Consider the following 6,472-nt stretch of genomic DNA (forward strand, 5'->3'; position numbering starts at 1 on the left):
TCACTTGGGATCAGGTTCGGCGAGGAAGGCGTCCACTGCGGCAAACAACTGCTGGGGCTTCTCAACGTACGGCACATGGCCGCAGTCGTCCAGCACGACGAGCTTCGCATTCATCGCCTTCGCCCCCGCTGTGGATGACGCCAGCGGAATGGGATCGTCACGCCCATGCACGACGAGCGTCGGGCAGGTGATCTGATTGAGCTGCGCCAGGAGATCGTAATCACCGAGGCTGTTCCACACGGAATCGAGCACTCGTCCGGTTACCCGGAAGGGCGTGAGGTCGCGGGCGTTCGCGGGATGCGCGAAGTAGCCTGCGACGCCGAGCTCGAAAAGTCGCTGGCGGTAAGCGTCGGGATCGGACTCACGCAGGTTCGACTCGGCAAGCTCGGCGCGCATGCGCTGGACATCCGGCGACTGCTGGCGCTTCGAAAACTCCGCTTCGAATTCCTTGCGGTAGCGACGGGCCAGCGGTGCGGGGTCGATTAGAACGAGTCGATTGGGTGCGGTGATTGTCTGGTCACGTAGTGACTCGAGTGTGTAAAGGACTGCCAGCAATCCGCCCCAGGAATATCCGACGATCGCCAGCGGATCGAGACTGAATTCTCTGACGACCGCCGCAAGATCCGCGACGTGTGTTTGCCATCCGATCGGCTCGAGGGCGTCGGACCTGGACCGTCCTCCACCGCGCTGATCGTAGAAGAGAACGTCGTAGCACTCCGCGAGGTGCAGCATCTGCGGGAGCATATAGTCGTGATGCGCGCCAGGTCCGCCGTGTAGCACGACGAGCTGTTGAGCGCCCGACTCAGCCGAGGGCCCGTACCGAGCCCAGTAGAGCTGTGTGGGTGTCCTGGTGGTGAATCCGGATTCGCGCGGCGGGGGAATTGTCTGAGGCATGAGGATATAGTAGCGAAGGAATCTTCGCGCGCTGGCGATCCTTGCACATGAAGCCTGCGTGCGCGAGCGTTCCCGCGTGCACGCCCGGCTTATTCTCGGTTTGCTCTTCTTTGCGATTTGTCTCGGACTCGGTTATCCGGGTGTCAGTCGCTACGATCCAAAGGAGGTCGAGGGTCTCCGGGATACGCGCCGCTACGTGGAGATGCTCGAGGGCACGGCCGGCTGGACGACGCAGCAGGAGCTCAGAGTCCTCGTGCCGTTTCTCGCGCGACCGATCTACCGTGCCGCGGTGGGCAGAGTCGGAACCTGGAGCCCGGAGTTCCTCGCGCTCCTCATCGTCAACAGCGCGTTCGTGGCGTGGGCGGCGGTGCTTCTTGCCGGCATTGGGGAGCGTGTCACCCAATCGTATGTCATTGGATTGACAGGATCGCTTCTTTATCTGTTGAGCTTCAACGTTGCGAACGTTCAGCTCGCCGGCCTCGTGGATTCCGTCGAGGCGTGGTCTATCATCGCGATGACCTGGGCATTGGTCAGCAAACGGTGGGCGATCATTCCGCTGATCGGTATCGTTGGCGCGCTTGGCAAGGAAACGAGCATCCCGCTCACGTTCACTTTCTGCGCGGCTTGGTGTCTGCGACTCGCTACGACGAAATCGGCTCCGCGCGCGCTCTATCTGGCGACGGTGGCGCTGCTCGTTCTGCAGGTCGCAACGATCACACTGGTGCGCGCAGGTCTGACAGGAGAAACGCTGCTTCCCTGGGAGATGGTGACCGCCACCAGACGACTGCAATTCGGCGACGCGCTCGTCGGATCGGTGTTCAACCGCGAGATGCTCTACGCCTTCGGTTGGCTGCTTCCTCTCGGGCTGTGGCGTTTGAGGCGGCTGCCGGTCGAATGGCTGATCGCAGCCGGGGCGAGTTTACTCGTCGCCCTCGGTATCGGAGTTTGGATCGGCGTCACTGGGAATGTTGCCCGGCCCGCGTTCAATGCTGTTGGGCCGATGCTGTCACTGTCTGTTGCGATTCTCCTCGCGGAGGTAGCGAGAGGACCAGCGCGCCAATCCAGTTGATGTTAGTGTTCGCGTCTCACCGCGCGGTAAAATCAGTTTCGGTAGTGACGAGCCGGCAAGTCTCCGCAATCAGCTCCGCCGACTCGCCCAGCTCTTTTTTCTCCATCCCCGGGTAGTAGTGAATCGTCGTTGAGCATTAGTCCGGCCTCTATGAGGGCGCAGCGTGACTATCGGTGCACGGCGGGCGGGGCGAATATACCACCCCGGTTTGCAACCCTGTAACGTACGCAAATGAAATTCCAGACAGTCACGGCCGTAGTGCTTGTCATCGCGTGCATACATATGACTGTGCCTGATGTCGGCGCGCAGACGGATGGAGCAAGTCAGCCGACGTCCGCACCGATCTCCGACATCCGCTACGAAGTGACTTTCGATTCGGCCACCGCTCTCAGGCGGATGCTCGTCGTCACGATGTCGTTTGCCACACGGTCGGCCGGCGATGTGCTACTCTCGCTGCCCGCGTGGACGCCGGGCGCCTACTCCATCGTGAACTTCGCGCGCTACGTCAGCGGGTTCAACGTGACCGACGGGTCGTCACCGCTTTCATGGGACAAGCTCGACCACGACACGTGGCGAGTGCGTACGACCCGTGCCGGCCGGGTTCGAGTCTCGTTCGAGTATCTGGCGATGACACTAGACAACTCCAACTCCTGGACGAAACCCGGGTTCGCATTCTTCAACGGGACCAACATCTTCCTCTATCCCGAGGGCCTCCCGGCGGAATTTCAGTCGACGGTCACTGTCCACACGAGTCCGTCATGGCGTATCGCGACGGGTATGACGCAGACCGGACCAACGACTTTTACCGCGCCGAATTATCACGATCTCGTCGATATGCCGTTCTTCGTCGGACGTTTCGACATCGACAGCGCGCAGGCGGGCGGAAAGGTCATGAGAGTCGCAAGCTATCCCGCCGGTGCTGTCTCGAACTCCGGACGGCGCATGATACTCGACCAGCTCGCGAAGCTGGTTCCACCCCAGGCCGCAATCTTCGGTGAAGTGCCGTGGAACAGCTACACGCTTATGCAGGTGGCCGATTCCGGATACGCGCCGGGCAGTGCGTCGGGCCTCGAGCACCAGAACTCACACCTCGACATTCTCTCGCACATCGTGCTCGGCAACCCGGTGCTGGCTTCGCTCTACTCGCACGAGCTTTTCCACGCGTGGAACGTGAAGAGAATGCGGCCGGCCGAGATGTGGCCGTACCGCTACGATCGCCCGCAGCCGACGCCGCTTCTATGGATCAGCGAGGGAGTCACCGACTATTACGCCGACGTCGCTGAAGTGAGAGGGGGCCTGATCAACGCGGAGCAATTCTACGCGATGACGACGGCGAAGATCGATGAGATCTCGGAGGAGCCGGCGATTGCGCTGGAAGATGCGTCGCTCTCCGCCTGGGTGCACCCGGTTGACGGCACGGGTGACATCTACTATTCCAAAGGCTCGCTCGCCGGATTCCTTCTCGACATCCTGATTCGCGACGCGAGCGACAATCAGCGGTCGCTCGATACGGTGATGCGTGAGGTGTACCGCAGCTCCTGGAAGCGCGGGCGCGGATTCACGAACGAGGAATGGTGGCAGGCGGTCGCACGTGCTGCGTCACGACCGCTGACTGACTTCGAGCGTCGCTACGTCGACGGACGTGAAGTATTTCCGTGGGATTCGGTGCTCCCGCTCGCGGGCATGAAGCTGATGGTCGAGCGAACTGTTCTTCCGAATCTGGGAGTGTCGATCTCCGGCGACGAGCAGGGGGCCCGCGTGATCGCGATCGATCCGGCGGGCGCCGGCTCAGCGGCCGGCGTCAGGGTCGGCGACTACGTGGTCTCCATCGGCGGCCTCGACGTGCGTGATCCTGCATTCGCAACGAGCTTCAGCGCGAAGTACGCGGGCGTGCCACCGGGTGGAACCGTGCCGGTTGTGATCCGTCGCGCGGGTCAGCCAACGACCCTGAACGTCGCCGCGAACTTCAGGACGAGCGAGCGGCGGCGGATCGTCGCGGTGACCGACGCACCCGCGAAAGCCGTTCGGATTCGCGACGGCATACTGACCGGCAAGCCGGCGTCATAGCGGCGATTACTTCAGCCGGTACCACTCCACTTTTGCCTTATCGCGGGGCGTGGGGCCGTTCCATGGCTCGCGCATCACAGTCTCGATCTCGCTGATCTCCCGCGGCGCGCGCGAGATCCACTCCAGCCCGCGATCGGTGATCAGGTAGTCGTCTTCGATCCTGACTCCGATGTTCTGGTATCGCTGGGCGGCCGGCCGGATCTTCTCGATCATCGCCAGATTGCGCGGCGTGCGCGGGATGACTTCGAGCAGGTTCTCCCGAACGTAGATACCGGGCTCGATTGTGAAGGCGGTTCCGGGCACGAGAGTTCCCGCGCCGGTTGCAGCGCCGGGGTCGTGCACGTCGAGACCGATTCCGTGGCCGAGACCGTGATAATAGTAGAGCGTGAATTGCGGGCACTGCCTGGAAGCGGTCTCATCGCAATCGTAGGTTGCGCGGGCGTCCTCGATGAGCCCGAGGCGCGCAAGCCCCGCAGCGATCGTTGCACTGGCTGAATCACTGAGTACTCGTGCGGGTCCATTCAGCTTCGCCTGCCGCTCGGCTGATGCCTGGGCGTCGCGAACAATCTGATAAACCGCTCGCTGCTCGGCGGAGAAGGTGCCTGCAACGGGAATGGTCCGCGTGACGTCGGCCGCGTAACCGGCGTACGACGCCCCGATGTCCATCACCACCACGTCGTTGTCGCCGTAGAAGCGGTCGTCCGCGTTGTAATGAAGAGTCGTTGAATTCGGGCCCGAGCCCACGATCGTCGAAAACGATGGGCGCTCCGCGCCATTGCGCCTGAACGTGTACTCGATGATTGCCTGCGTCTCGAACTCGTTCTGGCCGCGCTCCATCGAGCGCATCGCCTCACGGTGCGCGTCAACCGAGATTGCGACTGCCTTCCTTATCAGATCGAGCTCGGATGCGGTCTTCACTCGTCTCAGCTGAAGCACCGCGCCGTTCGCGGATTTGACAGTGATGTTCGGGCGTTTCGACGCGACGGCGCGCACAAACTGGTCGTAGGCGGTGAGAACAGTATGAGCCGAATCGAATTCGCCGACCACGTGCAGCGTGGTTGTACCGCTTCGCGCGAGAAGGGAATCGAGGAAGCGGGACAGCGTTGCGTGCGGACGCCCATCGAGTGACATCGATTGTTTCACGGCGGCAATGCCGAGTCGTCGCCCCGTCCACATCTCGCGCGACGGGTCCTTTGGCTGAACGAACAAATGCTGCCCGACGAGCGCGCCTGCCTTGATGTCGAGCACGAGCGCGGCATCCGCCTCCTTGAACCCGGTGAGGTACCGGAATTGGGAGTTCTGGAAGAAGGGCATGTAGTCTTCCTCCGGCTCGGGGGATCCGAACGCGACGAGGACGCCTTCGCCGAGTGCGGCCGCGAGCGCAGCGCGACGGGAGGCGTACTCCGCCTGAGTGATCTGCGCACGTGAGGAGAGCGGGAGAAAGGCAATCAGCGTGATCGCCGTAACAGCGAAATGTCTAAGCTTCATCAATACCTCGTCTGTGATAACCGAAACTGAGAACAACACGCTGCCCGCTGATCGCCTGCCGCTATCTGCGTCGCGCTAACTACGGTCCGACTTCCTTCTTCCGCGGGGGTCTGTCGTTGCTAAGCGCGCAGCAGTAAGCGTTTAGCGCTCAGCGGGTCGCGTGTGGTCCTCAGTTGCTCAAATCTGTCGCAAACCCGTCAGCTCGGTCGCAGGACAGCCTTCGCAATTGTCTGCAACTGCATGTTGGACGTTCCTTCGTATATCGCGCCGATCTTCGCATCACGATAAAACTTCTCGACCGGGTAATCCTTGGTGTACCCGTACCCGCCGAAAAGCTCCACGCATAGTGAAGTGACCGTCTCGCATACCTGCGACGAGAACAACTTCGCCATCGCGCCCTCGCGGGCGATGTCGTGTCCCGCGTCTTTCAGCCGCGATGCGTTGTAGACCATGAGTCGGGCGGCCTCGAGATCGGTTGCGGCCTGCGCCACCTGGAACTGCACGCCCTGGAACTCCGACAGCGATTTGCCGAACTGCTTTCGCTCGTTGAGGTACGAGATTGTCGCGGTGAGCGCGCCCTGTGCCACGCCAATCATCTGTGCGCCGATCCCGATGCGCCCCTCGTTGAGCGTCTCGATGGCGAGCTTGTAGCCTTTGCCGACGTCTCCCAGAACGTTCGTGCGCGGTACGCGGCAATCCTCGAGGATGAGCTCGCAGGTGCTGCTCGCGCGGATGCCGAGCTTGTCTTCCTTCTTGCCGACGGAGAAACCTTCAAAGCCCTTTTCAACGATGAATGCCGTGATCCCTTTGTATCCGGCCTCGGGATCGACCGTCGCAAACAGCACAAATATCTCGGCCTCGTTACCGTTGGTTATCCAGAGTTTTTGGCCGGTCAGCTCGTAATGATCGCCCTTATCGTCGGCGCGCGTTTTTAGCGCGAATGCGTCGGAGCCG

Annotated in this window: 5 protein-coding genes; 2 read left to right on the plus strand and 3 right to left on the minus strand. The window is 61.8% G+C overall.

What is annotated here, in order from left to right:
- Positions 1-894: an alpha/beta hydrolase gene (locus VES88_02490; GenBank protein HYN80341.1), complete on the minus strand. Its 894-nt coding sequence runs from the start codon at positions 892-894 to the stop codon at positions 1-3.
- A gap of 58 nt (positions 895-952) precedes the next feature.
- Here VES88_02490 and VES88_02495 point away from each other — a divergent pair, with 58 nt between their 5' ends.
- Complete coding sequence (locus VES88_02495) at positions 953-1,963, plus strand: hypothetical protein (GenBank protein ID HYN80342.1); 1,011 nt, start codon at positions 953-955, stop codon at positions 1,961-1,963.
- 231 nt (positions 1,964-2,194) lie between these two features.
- Positions 2,195-4,030: a PDZ domain-containing protein gene (locus tag VES88_02500; GenBank protein HYN80343.1), complete on the plus strand. Its 1,836-nt coding sequence runs from the start codon at positions 2,195-2,197 to the stop codon at positions 4,028-4,030.
- 6 nt (positions 4,031-4,036) lie between these two features.
- Here VES88_02500 and VES88_02505 read toward each other — a convergent pair whose 3' ends face one another.
- Both VES88_02505 and VES88_02510 read right to left on the minus strand, forming a co-directional pair.
- Positions 4,037-5,518 carry a Xaa-Pro peptidase family protein gene (locus VES88_02505; protein ID HYN80344.1) on the minus strand — a complete coding sequence of 494 codons (1,482 nt, stop codon included), beginning with the start codon at positions 5,516-5,518 and terminating at the stop codon, positions 4,037-4,039.
- A gap of 197 nt (positions 5,519-5,715) precedes the next feature.
- The coding region (locus tag VES88_02510; protein ID HYN80345.1) for an acyl-CoA dehydrogenase family protein at positions 5,716-6,472 on the minus strand (757 nt) is incomplete at its 5' end.

The sequence above is a fragment of the Gemmatimonadaceae bacterium genome (assembly GCA_035633115.1).
Taxonomy (GTDB): domain Bacteria; phylum Gemmatimonadota; class Gemmatimonadetes; order Gemmatimonadales; family Gemmatimonadaceae; genus UBA4720.